We start from the raw sequence: 16,052 nt of genomic DNA on the forward strand, positions 1-16,052 counted from the left end.
GGCCGCGGTGCTGTGATGGACGAGCCGCTGCTGCGCGCGCTGAACCGGATGCGCGGGTTCATCCTCGACCCCGACGTCCTGGTCAAGGCCGTCGCGTCGGGCAAGCAGAAGGGGACGCAGCCGACCTGGCGGCGGGCCGAGCTGCGCTACGTCGACCTCAGGGCCGGCCGGCACCTGCAGGTCACGACGTACGACGCGACCCAGGCGCACACCGCCAACCACGTCGGTGAGGCGGCGCGGGACGCGGTGGACGCGCTCCTGGACGAGCCGTTCGGCAACTGGCACGTCGACACGACGACGCAGTCGCACCAGGTGCGGGTGACCAAGAAGCTCGAGGCGGTCGTGCACACCACCGACCGCACGGAGCCGGTCGAGGCCGAGCGCGGGCACGACCGGGACAAGTCCCGGCTGCTGGCCGAGGACGACCCGGTCTTCGTCGCGCTCGGCATCTCCGACGCGTCCGGTCGGCTGAAGCCGAGCCGGCAGGCGAAGTACCGCCAGGTCGAGGAGTTCCTGCGGCTGCTCGACGCCTCGATCACGGACGCGCTGGAGAAGGGCCACCTGCGCCGGCCCACGGCCGACGACCCGCTGCGGATCGTGGACCTCGGCTGCGGCAACGCCTACCTGACCTTCGCCGCCGAGCGGTACCTGTCGCAGAAGCTGCCGGTGCGGCTCACGGGCGTGGACGTGAAGGAGCAGTCGCGCGAGCACAACGCGGCGGTGGCCGCGGAGCTCGGCGTGGACGCCGAGTTCGTGGTCGGCACGATCGGCGGTGTCGTGCTCGACCCCGCGCCCGAGGTGGTGCTGGCGCTGCACGCCTGCGACACCGCGACCGACGAGGCGCTGGCGCAGGCGGCCGCGTGGGAAGCGCAGCTCGTCCTCGCCGCGCCGTGCTGCCACCACGACATCGCCGCCCAGCTGCGCAGGGCACCGACGCCCGCGCCGTACGCGATGGTCACCCGGCACGGCATCCTCCGCGAACGGCTGGCGGACACGCTGACCGACGCGCTGCGCGCATCGCTGATGCGGCAGCAGGGCTACCGCGTCGACGTGGTGCAGTTCGTCGAGAGCCAGCACACGCCGCGGAACACCATGCTGCGCGCCGTCCGGGCCGGGGGACCGGTGAAGGGCGGCTCGGTGCGCAAGGAGTACGACGACCTCGTCGCCACGTGGGGGCTGCAGCCGAAGCTGGCCGAGCTGCTGGCGTGATGCTGGTCGCGGACTTCGCCTGGCAGGACCCGGCCATCGTCGAGTCCAGCGGGCTGGTGGTCAGCGACGGGCTCTTCGTGACCGTGAACGACTCCGGCGACACCGGCCGGGTCTTCACCGTGGACGCCGCGGGCACGACCGTCGGCGTGACCTCGTGGCCGACCGAGCCCACCGACGCCGAGGCGCTGGCGCCCGCCGGGCCGAGCGAGGTATGGGTGGGCGACATCGGCGACAACACCGCGTCGCGGTCGTCGGTCACTGTCATGCGGGTGCCGTTCGGCCCCGGCGACCGGACGGTCACGCCTCCGGCGTACTCGCTGGTCTACCCGGACGGGCCGCACGACGCCGAGGCGCTGCTCGCGGCGCCGGACGGCCGGCTGCTCGTCGTGTCGAAGGAACTGTTGGGCGGCGCCGTGTACGCCGCGCCGCAGCACCTGTCGGCGACCGGGCCGAACGAGCTGCAGAAGGTCACCCGGACGATGGGGTTCGTCACCGACGGCGCGTTCTTCCCGGACGGCCGGCACTACGTGCTGCGTGACTACGGCACGGCGGCCGTGTACACCTACCCGCGCAACGTGCGGGTCGCGTCCTTCCGGCTGCCGGACCAGCAGCAGGGCGAGGGGATCGCCGTCGACGAGGACGGCTGGGTGCACGTGAGCTCGGAGGGCGAGCACTCCGACGTCCTGCGCGTGGTCTCGGTGTCGGTGTGGGGCTGGCTGAGCGGGTTTGTCGCGACGGCTTCGCGGCTACTCAGCGGCCGTGGTGCGGCTGCGTAGGACCTGTCCAGACGAGCCCGGCTGGACCCGGCGGCGGGCCGGGCGCGGGTTCGTCTACCTGGACGAGTCCGGCGATCGGCTGCCGGAGGAGGACGTGGAGCGGATCACGTCGCTGGTCATCCCGCCCGCGTGGACCGACGTCTGGATCTCGCCGTACGAGAACGGTCACCTGCAGGCGGTCGGCACGGACGGCGCGGGCCGGCGCCAGTACCTCTACCACCCGCAGTGGCGGGCGCGCCGGGACGCCGAGAAGTTCGACCGGATGCTGGAGTTCGGGCGCGCCCTCACCCGGGCGCGGGAGCGGGTGGTGGCCGACCTGGGGCGCGACGGGATGCCGCTCGAGCGCGCGTGTGCAGCCGCCGTACGCCTGCTTGATCTCGGGTACTTCCGGATCGGGAACGACGTGTACGCCGACACCCACGGCTCTTTCGGACTCACCACCCTCGAGCGCAGGCACGTGCGGAAGCACCGGGGCCGCCTGGTGTTCGCGTTCACCGGCAAGTCCGGGGTCGACCACCGGATCGAGATCGACGATCCGGTCGTGATCGAGACGATCGAGATCATGCGGCGCCGCCGGGGCGCCGACGCCCGGCTGCTCGCCTACAAGAACGGCCGGGGCTGGCGCTCGCTCCTGCCGGAGCTGGTCAACGACTACGTGCGATCCACGACCGGGCTGCAGGCGACCGCGAAGGACTTCCGCACCTGGCACGCGACCGTGCTCGCCGCCGCGGCCCTCGCCGAGACGCAGGAGCCCGGAGACACGAAGGCCTCGCGCAAGCGCGCCGTCGCCGGTGCGATGAAGGAGGTCTCGGAGTTCCTCGGCAACACCCCGATCCTTGCGCGCTCGTCGTACGTCGACCCGCGGGTCATCGACGCCTACGAGGAGGGCCGGACCGTCGAGCGGGCGACCCGGCGTACCTATGCGGACCCCGACGAGCGACAGGCGGCGCTGGAACGTGCGACCGTGAAGCTGATCCGCAATTCTTGAGCCGTGGACATCACGGTCGTCCAGGGCGACATCACGACCCAGCAGGTCGACGCCGTCGTCAACGCCGCGAACCGTGCGATGCGTGGCGGTGGCGGCGTCGACGGCGCCATCCACCGGGCCGGCGGGCCCGTCGTGCTCGAGGAGTGCATCGCCCGCTTCCCCCACGGCCTCGCCACCGGTGACGCCGGCTGGACGACCGCCGGGAATCTCCCCGCGCGCTGGGTGATCCACGTGGTCGGGCCCGACTACACCGCCGGCGAGCGCGACCGGTCGCTGCTGCTCTCCTGCTACTCCCGGGCGCTCGCCGTCGCCGACGAGCTCGGCGCGGCCACCGTCGCCTTCCCGCTCGTCTCCGCCGGCATCTACGGCTGGCCGAAGGCCGACGCCATCGCCGCCCCCCTCGAGGTCTTCCGCTCCGCCTCCACCTCCGTCACCGAGGCCCGCCTCGTCGCCTTCGACCGGTCGACGTACGAACAGATACTGTCCGCCGTGTGAGGCTCCTGCTCGCGGCCCTGCTGCTCGCGCTCGCGGGCTGCTCGTCGTCCCCGTCCTCCGCGTCCCCCGACCCGGTCGTCGCCCCCGACTCCTGGCTCGGCATGCCGCCCGGCGACGCCCGCGCCTTCCACGGTCCCGGCGGCAAGCTGATCCTGATCGCCGTCGACGAGACCTACGCCATCGACGGCACGAACGCCTCCGCCGTCACCTGGGAGCTCGGCGACCACTACACCACCGACTACTGGGTCCAGGCTGACGACGGCACCGTGCAGTGGTACGGCCGCAGGGGCTCCTGGCGCGCGGGTCGTCAGGGAGAGGAACCCCGCGACGTACCGATCGTCGACGGCACCGCGACGTTCGGCGACCGAACCATCACCGTCGGCGACGACGGTCCGACGCAGCTCGAGACGCCCGACGGCGTCTACGAGCCGAGCGGTGGTTGACGAAGCCCTTCTGCGCCGTCGCCGTGCCGCTCCGCCGCACCACTGTCGGCCAGGCCTGCATGACGCAGGATCTCGTCGACGACGTCCGCGAGCGGTTGCGTCGCGTCGATCACGACGCCGGTCCGGGGAACGTCTTCCCTGGTCCGGTGCAGTCGGACGATGAGGTCACGCTCCGCCGGCAGCGAACCCCACTCGTCCCGCGCCCGCTGGTCGAGCCGCCGGAGCAACGTGTCGAGGTCGACATCGAGTACGAAGACCTCGTCGAACAGCTCGATGAAGCTCGAGAAGTTGCGCGAGCCCCCGCAGAAGAAGGTGACGGGCTCGCGCCGTTCGGCCGCAAGCGCGCGGACGCGACCCACGTCCCAGAGGTGGTGCTCATGCCCGGCGCCGTCGACCGCGTCGCCGGTCACGGGGTCGCCCTGGTAGGCGAGCTCCGTGTCGCCGTTGACCGCCTGGTAGCCACGTCGGCCCAGCTCGCGACAGACCGAGGTCTTCCCGGTGCCGGAGACGCCCTCGACCAGGTAGTTGCGGACTCCCACCGAGGCAGTGTCGGCCCGCTCCTGCGCGGGGGCAAGGATCAGTCGAGCGGGACCGTACCGTCGTGGGTGACGCGGTACCGCCGGTCGTGGGGTCCGGTCCAGGTATAGGTGCCATCGGGGTCGCGTCGGTAGTGCCATCGGCGTCGGGTTTTGGCGCGGTGGTGGCGTCGGCACAGGGGCGCGAGGTTGGTGGGAGTGGTGGGGCCGAGCGGCCAGGGGATGATGTGGTCGAGGTCGCAGGACCGGGCGTCGGTCTGGCAGTGCGGGTGCACGCAGTGCCGGTCGCGGAGGATGACCTGTTCCCGCATCCACGGCGGCGGGTCGTGCCGGTCCACGGCGTCGTCGCGGCCCATCCGGAGGACGGGGAGGATGTTGACCTGGGAGTGGCCGACCCAGTCCTTGATCCGGGCGATGGTGAGGGGTCCGAGGCGTTCGACGGAGCCGGTGCCGATGGTGTGGTCGGTCAGGTCGGTGAGGTCGGCGTGCACGATGAGCTTGATCCGCGGGGAGCGGCCGCCGTTCATCTTCCGGGACACGATGCCCACGGCCATGGCCTGGCGCACCTCGAGGGGGTCGTCGGTGTCGATGGTGGCGGCCTCGGTGGTGATCTGGTCGTAGAGGTCGGTGAGGTCGTGGGTGTCGCCGGTGATCTGCAGGATCGAGGTGCCGGCCCAGCGGCCGGGTCCGGCCATCGGTCCGTGGAAGAGCCGGACCTCCCAGTGGGACCGGTCCAGGGCTTCCTCCTGGTCCTGGACCTCGACGTCGGTGGCTTCGGCGATGGCCTTCTCGATGGCCCGAGTGCCGCACTTGTCGGCCCGGGGGGCGAGGGCGGCGTCGACGGCGGCGGCCTGGTCGGCGGTGAGCTGGCTGGTGGCCTGCGCGATCCGGCGGGCCCGCCAGGCGGGCACCTCGAGGGCCTGGACCCGGGCCCAGGTCCGGGGGAGCCGGTGGTGCAGGTCGAGGGCGTCGGAGATCAGCTGGAGTGCGGCGTGGGCGGTGATCCCGAACGCCGCGGCGAGGGGTTCGGCGGTGAACTCCTCGATGTCGGGGGTGCAGTCGCCGCCGACGGGGTCGACGTTGCCCAGGGCGGCCTGGTCGGGGTCGGCGGGGTGCAGGTGTGCCCACTGCAGGGCGTACCGCAGGCGGCGGCGGTCGGCCTCGCGGGACTGGATCTCGGCGTCCTCGCACAGCGCCAGCAGCCAGTCGGCGTCGACGTCGTCGACGCGGATCGGCTGGTGGGTGCGGTCGGTCTCGATCACGTGTCCACTCAAGCACCGGCCACCGACAGCCGGAGGCCCAGAACCCTTGTTTTGACCGGCATGTGAGACACCTTGTCGAATTTTTTCGAGCAGTTCCGGAAGGCCGGAAAGCCGCCGCAACCAGCCGCCTGCCGCACCCGCTTCGCTGCCTCTCGGTCGCAACCCGACACGAACCCGCAGCCCACCGACAGTCACGCCGAGAACCGCTGCTTGAACGGGAGACACTCTCCAAGTCTTTCGGAGCAACCTCAGGGGCTCCTCGAGCAGGTACGACGCCGGCCGGAAGGCCGGGAAGCGGCCGCAACCAACCGCCCGCCGCACCCGCCTCGCTGCCCGTCGGTCGCAACCCGACACGAGCCCGCAGCCCACGGACAGCCGCCCCGGATGGACCCCAGACAACGGTGGCCACGACGGTCGACCCGGGCGGACGGCGAGCCGGGCGACGGCCGCCACCACCTGCCGCAACCACCGCGAATGATGACCACATGGGACGTTCTCGTCGGTCGGAAGCCGGCGGCCTGTGAGCCGCCGACAAACGTGGGTACCGGCCCCGCATGACGAGCGAACCGAACGGCCACGACCAGGACTCCGAGCCGCCGACGCCGGACGGCAAGGAGCCGGACACCGAGCAGCTGAAGCCGGACTCGGAGCCCGCGAGCGACCCGGACCCGGAGCCAGGGGACGGGTGACTAGAGGTTCTCGACGACCCAGTCGATGCAGCGGGTGAGCGCCTCGATGTCCGCGGGGTCGATGGCGGGGTACATCGCGATCCGGAGCTGGTTGCGGCCGAGCTTGCGGTAGGGGTCGGTGTCGACGATGCCGTTCGCCCGCAGCACCGCGGCCACGCGCGAGGCGTCGATGGACGGCTCGAAGTCGATCGTGCCGATCACCAGTGACCGGTGGGCGGGGTCGGCGACGTACGGGAAGGCGTACGGCGACTTCTCCGCCCAGGTGTAGAGGATGTCCGACGACTCCCTCGTCCGAGCCACCATCCCAGCGAGCCCGCCGGACGCGTTCATCCAGTCCAGCTGCTCGGCCATCAGGAAGAGCGTGGCGAGCGCGGGGGTGTTGTAGGTCTGGTTGAGCGCGGAGTTCGAGATCGCCGTGGGGAGGTCGAAGAACGCCGGGACGTGCCGGTCGGAGGCCGCGATCGACGCCGCCCGCTCCAGGGCAGCCGGCGAGAACAGCGCGATCCAGAGACCGCCGTCGGAGGCGAAGCACTTCTGCGGCGCGAAGTAGTAGACGTCGGACTCGCGTACATCGACCGGCAGGCCGCCCGCTCCCGACGTCGCGTCGATGAGCACGAGCGCGTCGGGCGAGGCGCCGGCGGGCCGGACGACCGGCGCCATCACAGCTGTCGAGGTCTCGTTCTGTGCCCAGGCGTACACGTCGATGCCGTCCTCGGCGACGGCGACGGGAGCGGACCCCGGCTCCGAGGTGATCACGGAGGGCGCGGCCAGCCACGGCGCGGCCGAGGCGGCTGCGGCGAACTTCGACGAGAACTCACCGAACGACAAGTGCTGCGAGCGCTCGCGGATCAGCCCGAACGTCGCGATGTCCCAGAACGCGGTGGCGCCACCGTTGCCGAGCACGACCTCGTACCCGTCCGGCAGCGAGAAGAGGGAGGCGAGGCCGGTCCGCACACGACCCACGAGGGCCCGCACCGGCTCCTGACGGTGCGACGTGCCCATCAACGACGTACCCGTCGCGGCGAGCGCGTCCAGATGGGACGTCTGGATCTTCGAGGGCCCGGCGCCGAAGCGGCCGTCGGCGGGGAGGAGGTGCTGCGGGATCCGCGGGGCGTCGGTCATGAGAACCTTCCGGGGTGGTCGGGCGGTGCTTCCTGACGACGCTGTCAGCGACCCCATTGTGACACCTGCCGCGCCGGGGTCAGGACGCGACGTCGCGTCGCCGCACCAGCGCCAGGGAGAGCAGGGGCAGCGCGACGACGTACGCCAGCACGGTCCACGCCGCCTGCGTCCCCGAGATCGTGTCGACGACGCCGGGCGTCCCGCCGCCCGCGTCGACGCCGATGATGGAGCCGACCAGGGAGCCCGCGGCGGTGCCGGGCAGCACGTGCGTGAGTGCCTCGACAGCACCGAGCAGGTTCCCCACGCCGCGCAGGAGGTTCTCGACCACCAGTGCCCACACCAGGCCGAGGCCGACCGAGAGGGCAGGTCCGCGAGCGAGGGTTCCGAGGGCGAAGCCCGCCAGTGCCCACATCTCCAGCACCAGAACGCCGGCCAGCGTCGACTCGGCGAGCGACCCGGCCGAGGGCCACACGACGTCCTGCGACTCGGTGACCGCGATCGTCAGGGAGACGCCCAGGTAGAGGACCAGCGTGAACAGGACGGTGCCGACCACGAACACCGTCGTCGCGGCCAGGGAGCCGGCCAGCGTGGCCGCGCGCGACGGCCCCTGGGTGAAGACGGTCTTCCAGGTGCCCCAGCCGTAGCCGCTGCCGGCCACGATCGCACCCAGCACCATCATCAGCGCGCCACCGAACATCGGCATGCCCTGGAGCAGCACGTCGGGGACCGACACCGGCATCAGATCGTGGAGCACCGAGTACATCGTCTGGCCCTCGTTGGAGAACGAGTTGTCGCCGGTCTTGTAGGCCAAGTAGCCGAACACGTAGCCGAACATCAGGGCCAGCGCCGTCCAGGCGCCGAGGGTGACCCACACCGCCGGCCACCTCCGCAGCCGGAGCAGCTCCGCACGGGTGCTCCTCATCGCGTCGGTCGCCTTCATCGCACTGCCTCCTCGGTCTCGGGTATCGGGTGGTTGGTCATCTCGAAGAACACCTCTTCGAGGGTGCGCTCCACGACCGCGAGCTCGAGCACGTCGACCTGGTCGGCGACGAGCTGCCGCACGAGCTCGGGTGCAGCGGCGGCGGGCAGGTCCAGTGCGAGCCGGTCCTGCTCGAGGCGTACGGCGTCGTCGCCCGCGACCCGGGACGCCACCGCGAGGGCCCGGTCGAGCGGCTCGGCCCGGAGCCGCAGGGAGGCGTGGCCGCGGAGGTCCGCAACGGTCGACTCGCGCAGCAGGCGGCCGTCGGCGATCACCCCGACCCGGTCGCAGATCTCCTGGACTTCGGCGAGCAGGTGGCTGGAGAGCAGCACGGTCTGCCCGGCGCGGGCGAGTGCCACGATCAGCGCCCGCATGTCCGCCATGCCCGCGGGGTCCAGGCCGTTGGTCGGCTCGTCCAGCACGATCAGCTCGGGGTCGCCCATGAGCGCGGACGCCACGCCGAGGCGCTGCTTCATCCCGAGCGAGTAGCTCTTGAAGCGGTCGGCGCCGCGGCTCGCCAGGTCCACCCGCTCCAGGGCGTCGGCGACGGCGGCCTCGCCCAGCCCGCGGTACCGGGCCATCACCAGCAGGTTGTCGCGCCCGCTCAGGTAGGGGTAGAAGCCCGGACCCTCGACCAGTGCGCCCACCCGCGCCGTCACGTCCGGGCGACCCGCCGGCCGGCCCAGGACGCTCACGCTCCCCGCGGTCGGCCGGACCAGCCCGAGCATCATCCGCAGCGTGGTCGTCTTGCCGGCTCCGTTCGGGCCGAGGAAGCCGTACACCTCGCCGCGCCGCACCGTCATGCTGACCCCGTCCACGGCCAGCCGGCTGTGGTCGCCGCGGCCATAGCGCTTGGTCAGGCCCTCGGTCTGCACCATGAGTTCGGTCATGGCCCCACCGTCGTCGGATCGACGCGCCGGCGCATCCGCTCGCACGCGGCACCGGCGTACGCAGATCCGCGTACGCCGGTGCCGCGCCGCGCCGTACATCCTCGCAGTCCTGGCCGCCTAGCCTCTGAGAGTGCTCCGATCGCCCTGGCTCTGGCTGCTGCCCGCCGCGTTGCTCGTCGTCGGCTCGCTGGGCGCCAACCACGCGGGCGGGGGCGGGCCGTACCTGGAGACGGCGGTGTTCTCGCTGGTGGCCGCCGGCGCCGTCCTGCTCGCGGTCCGCTTGCCCAGGGCGGCGCTGGTCCTGGCCGGCCTGGCAGTGGGTGGCTACTTCGCCGCCGGACTGTCCAACGGACCGATGTTCCTCGCGGTGCCGCTGACGCTGCTCGTCGCGGCGCCCCGGTCCCGGCCGAGCACGCTCGTGCCCGCGGCCGTCGTCGCTCTCCTGCTGGCCCTGACGGGCCTGGTGGTACGTGCCGCGGCCCACGACGTCCCGGCCCGCGAGACGTTCTGGGAGTGCGTCGGCCTCGCGGCGCTCTGTGCGGGTGCGGCCGTCGGCGGCTGGTGGCTGGTGGACCGGAGCCGGATGCGGGCAGAGCGAGCCGGCCGGGCGGCCAGCGACGAGCGACTGCGGATGGCGCAAGACCTGCACGACGGTGTCGGACACGGACTCGCGGTGATCGCCATGCAGGCGGGCGTCGCGCTGCACGTGCTGGAGCGCGACCCGGTCGCGGCCCGGCGGAGCCTCGAGGCGATCCGCGACACCAGCAGGGAGTCGCTGGACGCGCTCCGGGCGGAGCTCGCGCACATGTCGGGTGACCCGGCGCCCCGCCGGGTGGCGCCCGGCCTGTCCGAGCTGGCGCCCCTGCTCGACCGGGTGCGTGCCGGCGGGCTCGCCGTGCAGCTCGACGGCGAGGCCGGCGTGGTCCCGGAACGCATCGGGCAGGCGGCGTACGTCGTCGTACAGGAGTCGCTCACGAACGTGCTCCGGCACGCGCGGGCGTCGCGGGCGACCGTCGCGCTCGCCTCCACCGGGGGAGAGCTCGCCGTCACCGTGACCGACGACGGCGTCGGCCACGCGCCGGCGGGGCAGGATGGCGGCATGGGCATCGCCGGGATGCGGAGCCGGGTCGAGGCGCTCGGCGGCACGTTCGAGGCGGGGCCGGGCGCGGCCGGCTTCCGAGTCCGGGTCCACCTGCCCCTGGACGACGACCGGTGACCGCCCCGGTGCGGGTCGCCCTCGTCGACGACCAGCCGCTGGTCCTGATGGCCCTGGCCACGCTGGTCCGGGCGGAGGAGGACCTCGAGCTGGTCGGCGAGGCCCAGGACGGCCGTGCCGGGCTGGCCATGATCCGCCGTACCCGGCCCGATGTCGTCCTCTGCGACGTCCGGATGCCCGTGCTGGACGGGTTGGGCCTGCTCGCCGAGGTCAACGCCGACCCCGCGCTCGCCGAGGTGCGGGTGGTGGTGCTCACCACCTTCGAGCTCGACGAGTACGTCTTCGAGGCGTTGCGCCACGGCGCCAGCGGGTTCCTCCTCAAGGACTCCGAGCCGGCGCAGCTGCTCGACGCGATCCGGGTCGTCGCCGACGGCGGCTCGTTGCTCGCGCCGTCGGTCACCCGCCGGGTCATCGATCACTTCGGGAAGGCCGGCCCCCCGGCCAGGCCCCACCCGCGGCTGGGGGACCTGACCGACCGCGAGCGTGAGGTCCTGGCCTGGGTCGCGACCGGGCGGTCCAACGCCGAGATCGCGTCGCTCCTGGTGCTGAGCCCGGACACCGTCCGCACGCACGTCAGCCGAGCGATGGTGAAGCTGCACGCCCGGGACCGGGCACAGCTGGTGGTGTTCGCGATCGAGTCGGGGCTGGTCGCCGGGTCGCCGTGAGGAATGGGCCGTCGGTGCCTAGGCTGGCATCCGCACCGTCACATCCTCGGGGGATTCCATGAGCAACCGCACCACCGGTCAGACCGCGCTCCTCGTGCTCGGAGCCCTGGTGCTCCTCGCCGGTCTCGTCTGCGTCGTCCTCGGCTTCGCGAGCTTCGCGGACACCGACCCGGGCAGCGACGACAACGGCTCGCTCTGGCTGTTCGCCGGCGGCGGCCTCGCGGCGGTGGTGGGCTTCGGCATCATCGCCTTCACGCGTGCCTCGATGCTGATCGGCAACGGCGGCTACGTGAAGGTCACCTACGAGCAGGGCCGCCGGCCCGAGGGCGACCCGCAGGACTAGCGCCGGCCGAGCACCAGGTACCGCTCGTCGTCCGTGCGCTTGCCCCAGTAGACCTGCTCGGTCAGCGGCTTCAGCGTGGCCGTGAGGCCGGCCCCCTCGACGAGCGCCACCGTCTCGTCGGCGGTCAGCCCGGTGCCGGTCGACCAGAATCCCTCGACGAGCACCAGCCGGCCGTCGGGGGTGAGCAGGTCCACCCAGCGCGACAGCGCCGCCGCCGGCGACGGGAGCGCCCAGAGCACGTGCCGGCACAGCACCACGCCGTACCGCCCCGAGGGGAACGGCGGGGCGGCGGCGTCGCCCACGACGAAGCCGGTGCCGGGGTAGGAGCCGGCCTTGGCCGTCGCCCGGCGGACCATCTCGGGGGAGACGTCCACACCGTTGACGCTGTGCCCCTCGTCGGCGAGCAGCAGCGCGAGCGTGCCGGTGCCGCAGCCGAGGTCGGCGATCCGGGTCGGCACCGGGGGTACGACGGAGAGCAGCAGGGTCCGCCAGGCGTCCCGGACCTGGGGATCGTGGAGGCCGTGGTCGGGCTCGTCGTCGAAGGTCGCCGCCTGTGCGTCCCACAGCTCACGATCCCGAGATGTCACGAGCCCACCCTATGTTGGTGCCGTGCTGCTACCGCCCAAGATCGCACACGGCGTCGCCGACGGCTCGGTGACGCTCGCGTTCCGGCGGTGGCGCAAGCAGGACGTCCAGCCCGGCGCGGAGTTCCGCACCGTCGCCGGCGTGGTCCGCGTCGACGAGGTCGAGATCGTCGACGAGATCACCGACGAGGACGCTCGGCAGGCGGGCTGGCCGGACGCCGACCGGCTGCGCCAGCAGCTCGACAAGGTGCAACCGGACCCCGGGACGGGGGACCTCCCGACGTACCGGGTCCGGCTGTCGTGGGCGGGGCCGGACCCGCGGGTCGCCCTGCGGGAGTCCGCCGACCTCACCGACGAGGACGTCGCCGCGATCGACGCGCGGCTCGAACGGCTCGACCGTGCCAGCAGCCACGGGCCGTGGACGATGGCGACCCTTGACCTGATCCGGCGCCGGCCGCACACACGGGCGCCCGACCTGGCGGCGGAGGTGGGACGTGAGCGGGACCCGTTCAAGATCGACGTCCGCAAGCTCAAGAACCTCGGCCTCACCCGCAGCTTCGAGGTCGGCTACGAGGTGTCGCCGCGAGGTCTCGCCTACCTCGAGCGGACCAGCCGCACGTAGGTCGACGACCATGCGCCTTCTCGGGATCGCGGTCCTCGATCTGCCACGAGAAGCCCAAGGCCGGGACGGTCCCGCTGAGCCGGCAGGGCTCGCGCGGTGTCACCACTTGGTACGACGACCGCCGCTAGCGTCGTCCGCCCGGCTGCCACCGGTGCACCTCGACGGCGGTGAACCGGTCGGGCGACAGGACGTCATCCGGTGATGCCGCCAGCGCGGCGACGCCGAGCAGCATCGTGCCGTCGTCCGAGAGCAGCGGACCGGACCCGAACAGGCCGGCCGGCGGTGCGGGAAGGCCGCTGTACGGCTCGGGTCGCGGCAAGAAGCCGAGCACGAGGCAGCCCTCGGCCGGGTCCGCGTGGCGTGTCCACGACGTGCGCCGCAGCAGCACGTCGCGGTAGGCGCCGGCCTGGTAGCAGGGCTCCTCGAAGACGAACGCCCGGGCCGCGGCGGCGTCCGGCAGGTCGACGACGTGCACGCTCCCGGTGAGGGTGTCGTCGTCGAGGAACGTCGGGCCCCGAGCGATCAGCTCGAAGCGGTCCATGTAGGACCAGTGCTCCTCGACCATCTCGGCCCGGATCGGCGTCGAGCCGGCCCGGTCCCGGTGGTAGCAGAAGAACTCCATCTCAGTCGGTCAGCGGGTGGCGAGCGCCCGCGCCTCCTGCCACTTCCGCTGCTCGGCGACGAACCGCACCGACGACCTCTGGATGAAGCCGGGGAAGTACCGGCCCAGCCGCCACGCGATCCGCGCCGTACGCGGCGTGACGAGCATCGCCCGGTTCTCCGCGACCGCCTCGAGCACCTGGTCGGCGAACACCTCCGGCGACAGCGGGTGCCGGACGCCCTGGCCCTTCAGGTAGTAGTCGCGACCGTGGAACATACCGACGTGCCCCTTGTCGAGGATCGGGGTGTCGACCGCCGACGGGCACACGACGGTGACGCCGACACCCTTGGCGGCGGCCTCGGACCGCAGCGCGAGCGACAGCCCGACCACCGCGTGCTTGGTCATCACGTACGACGTGATCAGCCCGGCCGCCATCAGCCCGCCCATCGAGGCGGTGTTGACGATCTGGCCGGACCCGCGCTCCACCATCAGCGGGTACGCCGCCGCGACGCCGTGCACGACCCCGCGGATGTTCACGTCGATGATCGCGTTCCACTGCTCGAGCGTGAGGTCCTCGGTCTCGCCGCCGAAGGTGATGCCGGCGTTGTTGAACAGCAGGTCCGGCTCGACCTCGTCGACGAGCGCCTGGACGGCGGCCGCGTCGGTGACGTCGAGAGCGACGGCCCGCGCCCCGATCGGGTCGGCGACCGCGGCGGCCGTCGTACCGTCCAGGTCCGCGCAGACCACCGAGGCGCCGGCGGTGACGAGCGCCCGCGACAGGCAGGCGCCGATGCCGGACCCCGCGCCGGTGACGATCGCGGACCTGCCGGCGTAGTGCTGGCCGACGGGGTGCGTCACCCGGCCCACTCGGCGCGCCAGCCCTCGACCTCGGTGGCCGGGCGCGAGGCCGGTCCGGTGTAGACGGCGGAGGGCCGGATCAGGCGTCCGGTGCGCTTCTGCTCGAGGATGTGCGCCGACCAGCCACCGGTGCGGGCGCAGGTGAACATCGAGGTGAACATGTTCGCGGGCACCTCGGCGAAGTCCAGGACGATCGCGGCCCAGAACTCGACGTTCGTCTCCAGCACCCGGTCCGGGCGCCGCTCGCGCAGCTCGGCGAGCGCGGCCTGCTCGAGCCTCTCGGCGACCTCGTAGCGCGGCGCGTCCAGCTCGCGCGCCGTACGACGCAGCACCCGGGCGCGCGGGTCCTCGGCGCGGTAGACGCGGTGCCCGAAGCCCATCAGCCGCTCGCCGTTGTTGAGCAGCTCCTTGACGTACGACGCCGCGTCGCCGTCCCGCTTCTCGACCTCCTCGATCATCCCGAGCACCCGCGAGGGGGCGCCGCCGTGCAGCGGCCCGCTCATCGCGCCGATCGCGCCGGAGAACGCCGCCGCGACGTCAGCCCCGGTCGAGGTGATCACGCGGGCGGTGAACGTCGAGGCGTTCATGCCGTGCTCCGCCGCGCTCGACCAGTAGGCGTCGATCGCGTGCGCGTGCTTGGGGTCCGCCTCGCCCTTCCAGCGGATCAGGAACTTCTCCGCGAGCGTCTTGCCCTCGTCGACGACCCGCTGCGGCACGACCGCCTGGTGCAGCCCGCGCGCGGACTGCGCGGCGTACGACAGCACCATGACCGCCAGCCGGCCGATGTCGTCGCGGGCCTGCTCGTCGCTGATGTCGTAGGTCTGCCCGAAGCCGAACGCCGGCGCCAGCATCGCCACCGCCGCCTGCACGTCGACCCGGACGTCGCCGGTGTGCACGGGCAGGTTGTACGGCTCGGCCGGTGCGAGGCCGGGCGTGTAGGAGCCGTCGATGAGGAGACCCCACACGTTCTCGAAGGGCACCCGCCCCACGATCTCCTCGATGTCGACGCCGCGGTAGCGCAGCGCCGAGCCTTCCTTGTCCGGCTCCGCGATCTCCGTCTCGAAGGCGACGACGCCTTCCAATCCGTGGTGTACGTCAGTCACGCAGCGCAGTCTAGGGTCGAGGGGTGGACCTTGCGGCGCTGAGGCAGGAGTACGGCCGGGCCGGGCTCGACGAGGCGGACCTCGCACCCGACCCGATCACGATGTTCGAGCGCTGGATGCGCGAGGCCGTGGACGCCGGCCTCCACGACCCGAACGGCATGGTCGTCGCGACCGCGGACGCCACCGGCGCGCCGTCCGCGCGGATGGTGCTGCTCAAGGGGCTGAGCCAGGCGGGGTTCGTGTTCTTCACCAACACCGGCTCGCGCAAGGGCACCGAGCTGGCCGAGAACCCGCGCTGCGCGCTGCTCTTCCCGTGGCACGTCCTCGAGCGCCAGGTGCGGGTCGACGGCGTCGCGACCCCGCTGCCGCGCGCGGACGTCGAGGCCTACTTCGCCAGCCGGCCACGAGGGTCGAAGCTGGGCGCCTGGGCGTCCCGCCAGTCGCGGGTCACCACCCGGGAGGAGCTCGCGGGCGCGTTCGAGGAGGCGGAGGCCAGGTACCCCGAGGAGGTGCCTCCGCCGGAGGAGTGGGGCGGGTACGTCGTCCGCCCGCACGCCGTGGAGTTCTGGCAGGGCCGGCCGGGTCGGATGCACGACCGGCTGCGCTACCGCCGGCCGGACGGCGGCGACTGGGTCACGGAGCGCCTCGCGCCGTAAAAGACTTGTGAGTGA

Annotated in this window: 20 protein-coding genes; 11 read left to right on the forward strand and 9 right to left on the reverse strand. The window is 72.6% G+C overall.

Going from position 1 to position 16,052, the window contains the following annotated elements; translation table 11 throughout:
• The first annotated feature begins 15 nt into the window (after positions 1 to 15).
• From N538_RS0110860 to N538_RS0110880, 5 genes are read left to right on the forward strand one after another with little or no spacing between them, the layout of a single operon-like run.
• Positions 16 to 1,209: a class I SAM-dependent methyltransferase gene (locus N538_RS0110860; RefSeq protein WP_028637332.1), complete on the forward strand. Its 1,194-nt coding sequence runs from the start codon at positions 16 to 18 to the stop codon at positions 1,207 to 1,209.
• The gene (locus N538_RS24885) at positions 1,206 to 1,985 is read left to right on the forward strand and encodes a hypothetical protein (protein WP_051549172.1); all 780 of its coding nucleotides are present in this window, start codon (positions 1,206 to 1,208) and stop codon (positions 1,983 to 1,985) included. Before N538_RS0110860 ends, N538_RS24885 begins: the two co-directional genes overlap by 4 nt.
• On the forward strand, positions 1,969 to 2,973 hold the full coding sequence (locus N538_RS0110870) for a DNA topoisomerase IB (protein ID WP_051549174.1): 1,005 nt from the start codon (positions 1,969 to 1,971) through the stop codon (positions 2,971 to 2,973). The genes N538_RS24885 and N538_RS0110870 overlap by 17 nt, the downstream gene beginning before the upstream one ends.
• Positions 2,974 to 2,976: 3 nt before the next feature.
• Positions 2,977 to 3,468, forward strand: a complete 492-nt coding sequence (locus N538_RS0110875; RefSeq protein ID WP_028637334.1) for a macro domain-containing protein — start codon at positions 2,977 to 2,979, stop codon at positions 3,466 to 3,468.
• Positions 3,465 to 3,911: a hypothetical protein gene (locus N538_RS0110880; RefSeq protein WP_028637335.1), complete on the forward strand. Its 447-nt coding sequence runs from the start codon at positions 3,465 to 3,467 to the stop codon at positions 3,909 to 3,911. Before N538_RS0110875 ends, N538_RS0110880 begins: the two co-directional genes overlap by 4 nt.
• Here the strand turns inward: N538_RS0110880 and N538_RS24890 are convergent.
• A complete protein-coding gene (locus N538_RS24890; RefSeq protein WP_051549180.1) occupies positions 3,890 to 4,450 on the reverse strand; it encodes an AAA family ATPase in 561 nt (186 codons plus the stop codon). The two genes, N538_RS0110880 and N538_RS24890, sit on opposite strands and share 22 nt — an antisense overlap.
• A 38-nt stretch (positions 4,451 to 4,488) precedes the next feature.
• Positions 4,489 to 5,709: an HNH endonuclease signature motif containing protein gene (locus N538_RS0110890; RefSeq protein ID WP_028637336.1), complete on the reverse strand. Its 1,221-nt coding sequence runs from the start codon at positions 5,707 to 5,709 to the stop codon at positions 4,489 to 4,491.
• A 554-nt stretch (positions 5,710 to 6,263) separates the two neighbouring features.
• Here N538_RS0110890 and N538_RS29475 point away from each other — a divergent pair.
• Positions 6,264 to 6,398, forward strand: coding sequence for a hypothetical protein (locus tag N538_RS29475; protein WP_269320327.1), 135 nt, complete (start codon positions 6,264 to 6,266; stop codon positions 6,396 to 6,398).
• Here the strand turns inward: N538_RS29475 and serC are convergent, their stop codons facing one another.
• The 3 genes from serC to N538_RS0110910 form a co-directional block, all read right to left on the reverse strand.
• Positions 6,399 to 7,520, reverse strand: coding sequence for a phosphoserine transaminase (serC, locus tag N538_RS0110900; RefSeq protein ID WP_028637337.1), 1,122 nt, complete (start codon positions 7,518 to 7,520; stop codon positions 6,399 to 6,401).
• Positions 7,521 to 7,599: 79 nt separating this feature from the next.
• Entirely contained in the window at positions 7,600 to 8,460 is an 861-nt protein-coding gene (locus N538_RS0110905) for an ABC transporter permease (RefSeq protein WP_028637338.1), read from the reverse strand.
• On the reverse strand, positions 8,457 to 9,389 hold the full coding sequence (locus N538_RS0110910; protein WP_028637339.1) for an ABC transporter ATP-binding protein: 933 nt from the start codon (positions 9,387 to 9,389) through the stop codon (positions 8,457 to 8,459). The genes N538_RS0110905 and N538_RS0110910 overlap by 4 nt, the downstream gene beginning before the upstream one ends.
• Before the next feature lie 130 nt (positions 9,390 to 9,519).
• Here N538_RS0110910 and N538_RS24895 point away from each other — a divergent pair, with 130 nt between their 5' ends.
• Genes N538_RS24895 through N538_RS0110925 form a run of 3 tightly spaced genes read left to right on the forward strand, consistent with a single transcriptional unit; the run spans position 9,520 to position 11,613 of the window.
• Positions 9,520 to 10,605: a sensor histidine kinase gene (locus N538_RS24895; protein WP_051549182.1), complete on the forward strand. Its 1,086-nt coding sequence runs from the start codon at positions 9,520 to 9,522 to the stop codon at positions 10,603 to 10,605.
• Positions 10,602 to 11,270 carry a response regulator gene (locus tag N538_RS0110920; protein WP_028637340.1) on the forward strand — a complete coding sequence of 223 codons (669 nt, stop codon included), beginning with the start codon at positions 10,602 to 10,604 and terminating at the stop codon, positions 11,268 to 11,270. Before N538_RS24895 ends, N538_RS0110920 begins: the two co-directional genes overlap by 4 nt.
• Positions 11,271 to 11,328: 58 nt before the next feature.
• Entirely contained in the window at positions 11,329 to 11,613 is a 285-nt protein-coding gene (locus tag N538_RS0110925) for a hypothetical protein (protein WP_028637341.1), read from the forward strand.
• On the opposite strand, the gene N538_RS0110930 is transcribed toward N538_RS0110925, so the two are convergent.
• Positions 11,610 to 12,200 carry a class I SAM-dependent methyltransferase gene (locus N538_RS0110930; RefSeq protein WP_028637342.1) on the reverse strand — a complete coding sequence of 197 codons (591 nt, stop codon included), beginning with the start codon at positions 12,198 to 12,200 and terminating at the stop codon, positions 11,610 to 11,612. The two genes, N538_RS0110925 and N538_RS0110930, sit on opposite strands and share 4 nt — an antisense overlap.
• Before the next feature lie 22 nt (positions 12,201 to 12,222).
• Here N538_RS0110930 and N538_RS0110935 point away from each other — a divergent pair, with 22 nt between their 5' ends.
• Entirely contained in the window at positions 12,223 to 12,819 is a 597-nt protein-coding gene (locus N538_RS0110935; RefSeq protein ID WP_028637343.1) for a hypothetical protein, read from the forward strand.
• A 124-nt stretch (positions 12,820 to 12,943) separates the two neighbouring features.
• Here the strand turns inward: N538_RS0110935 and N538_RS0110940 are convergent, their stop codons facing one another.
• From N538_RS0110940 to N538_RS0110950, 3 genes are read right to left on the reverse strand one after another with little or no spacing between them, the layout of a single operon-like run.
• Complete coding sequence (locus tag N538_RS0110940; protein ID WP_028637344.1) at positions 12,944 to 13,441, reverse strand: YciI family protein; 498 nt, start codon at positions 13,439 to 13,441, stop codon at positions 12,944 to 12,946.
• A 9-nt stretch (positions 13,442 to 13,450) separates the two neighbouring features.
• Positions 13,451 to 14,278 (reverse strand): SDR family NAD(P)-dependent oxidoreductase, encoded by an 828-nt coding sequence (locus N538_RS0110945; protein WP_036570247.1) that lies wholly within the window; start codon positions 14,276 to 14,278, stop codon positions 13,451 to 13,453.
• On the reverse strand, positions 14,275 to 15,381 hold the full coding sequence (locus N538_RS0110950) for a citrate synthase 2 (protein WP_028637346.1): 1,107 nt from the start codon (positions 15,379 to 15,381) through the stop codon (positions 14,275 to 14,277). The genes N538_RS0110945 and N538_RS0110950 overlap by 4 nt, the downstream gene beginning before the upstream one ends.
• A gap of 23 nt (positions 15,382 to 15,404) precedes the next feature.
• Between N538_RS0110950 and pdxH the strand changes: the two genes are divergently transcribed.
• Positions 15,405 to 16,037 carry a pyridoxamine 5'-phosphate oxidase gene (gene pdxH, locus N538_RS0110955; RefSeq protein ID WP_028637347.1) on the forward strand — a complete coding sequence of 211 codons (633 nt, stop codon included), beginning with the start codon at positions 15,405 to 15,407 and terminating at the stop codon, positions 16,035 to 16,037.
• Positions 16,038 to 16,052: the final 15 nt, after the last annotated feature.

The sequence above is a fragment of the Nocardioides sp. URHA0032 genome, from assembly GCF_000620645.1.
GTDB lineage: Bacteria > Actinomycetota > Actinomycetes > Propionibacteriales > Nocardioidaceae > Nocardioides.

Bases quoted from the DNA above. Each gene is read 5' to 3' on its own strand.
- N538_RS29475 (WP_269320327.1), top strand. From the start codon at position 6,264: ATGACGAGCGAACCGAACGGCCACGACCAGGACTCCGAGCCGCCGACG.
- N538_RS0110910 (WP_028637339.1), bottom strand. From the start codon at position 9,389: ATGACCGAACTCATGGTGCAGACCGAGGGCCTGACCAAGCGCTATGGC.
- serC (WP_028637337.1), bottom strand. From the start codon at position 7,520: ATGACCGACGCCCCGCGGATCCCGCAGCACCTCCTCCCCGCCGACGGC.
- N538_RS0110925 (WP_028637341.1), top strand. From the start codon at position 11,329: ATGAGCAACCGCACCACCGGTCAGACCGCGCTCCTCGTGCTCGGAGCC.
- N538_RS0110940 (WP_028637344.1), bottom strand. From the start codon at position 13,441: ATGGAGTTCTTCTGCTACCACCGGGACCGGGCCGGCTCGACGCCGATC.
- N538_RS0110905 (WP_028637338.1), bottom strand. From the start codon at position 8,460: ATGAAGGCGACCGACGCGATGAGGAGCACCCGTGCGGAGCTGCTCCGG.
- N538_RS0110860 (WP_028637332.1), top strand. From the start codon at position 16: ATGGACGAGCCGCTGCTGCGCGCGCTGAACCGGATGCGCGGGTTCATC.